This is a genomic window from Mycobacterium sp. 1245852.3 (assembly GCF_001669335.1).
Lineage (GTDB): Bacteria > Actinomycetota > Actinomycetes > Mycobacteriales > Mycobacteriaceae > Mycobacterium > Mycobacterium europaeum_A.
On record NZ_LZLL01000286.1, the window covers coordinates 1 to 631 of the forward strand.

2 protein-coding genes are annotated in these 631 nt (G+C 72.9%); one reads left to right on the forward strand and one right to left on the reverse strand.

The window, feature by feature from the left end:
* Positions 1 to 323, reverse strand: a 323-nt coding sequence (locus A9W96_RS12785; RefSeq protein WP_231999672.1) for a bifunctional 2-polyprenyl-6-hydroxyphenol methylase/3-demethylubiquinol 3-O-methyltransferase UbiG, incomplete at its 3' end; no start/stop codon positions are given.
* A gap of 47 nt (positions 324 to 370) precedes the next feature.
* On the opposite strand from A9W96_RS12785, the gene A9W96_RS12790 reads away from it, so the two are divergent.
* A partial coding sequence (locus A9W96_RS12790; protein ID WP_156765218.1) for a helix-turn-helix domain-containing protein occupies positions 371 to 631 on the forward strand: 261 nt, incomplete at its 3' end.

The following is a 631-nucleotide window of genomic DNA, read 5'->3' on the forward strand; positions in this document are numbered from 1 at the left end:
CCCCGCCTGGCCGAGGTGACCGCCGACCTGCCGGTGGGCCGGGCGCTCGACCTGGGCTGCGGGGAAGGGGCCGACGCGGCCTCGGTCGCCCGGCGCAGCGCGGTGGCCGAGACGTCCACGGCCACCACCTGCCAGCCGCGCTCGGCCAGCCATAGGGCGTCGGCCCCTTCCCCGCAGCCCAGGTCGAGCGCCCGGCCCACCGGCAGGTCGGCGGTCACCTCGGCCAGGCGGGGATTGACCCGTCCGCTCCACACCCGCTCCGCCGAGCGGTAGCGCTCCTCCCAAAACTGCACAGCATCATCAGGTTTGCACGAATTCTCCATACCGCGAGCTTGCCTACCCCGTGCCTCATTTGCCAAGCTGAATTGCCATGCAGGCAAAAACCACCCCCGACATCGACCTCCTGGTGCGCCAGCGGCTCCGGGAACTGCGCGCGCAACGCGGCCTGACGCTGCAGGAGGTCGGCGAGCGGGCCGGGATCGACGTCTCGACGCTGAGCCGCCTCGAATCCGGGAAACGTCGGCTGGCTTTGGATCACCTGCCCCGGCTGGCCCGGGCCCTGTCGGTCAGCACCGACGAACTGTTGCAGGCGCCGCCGGCTCCCGACCCGCGGGTGCGCGGCGCCGCGCGC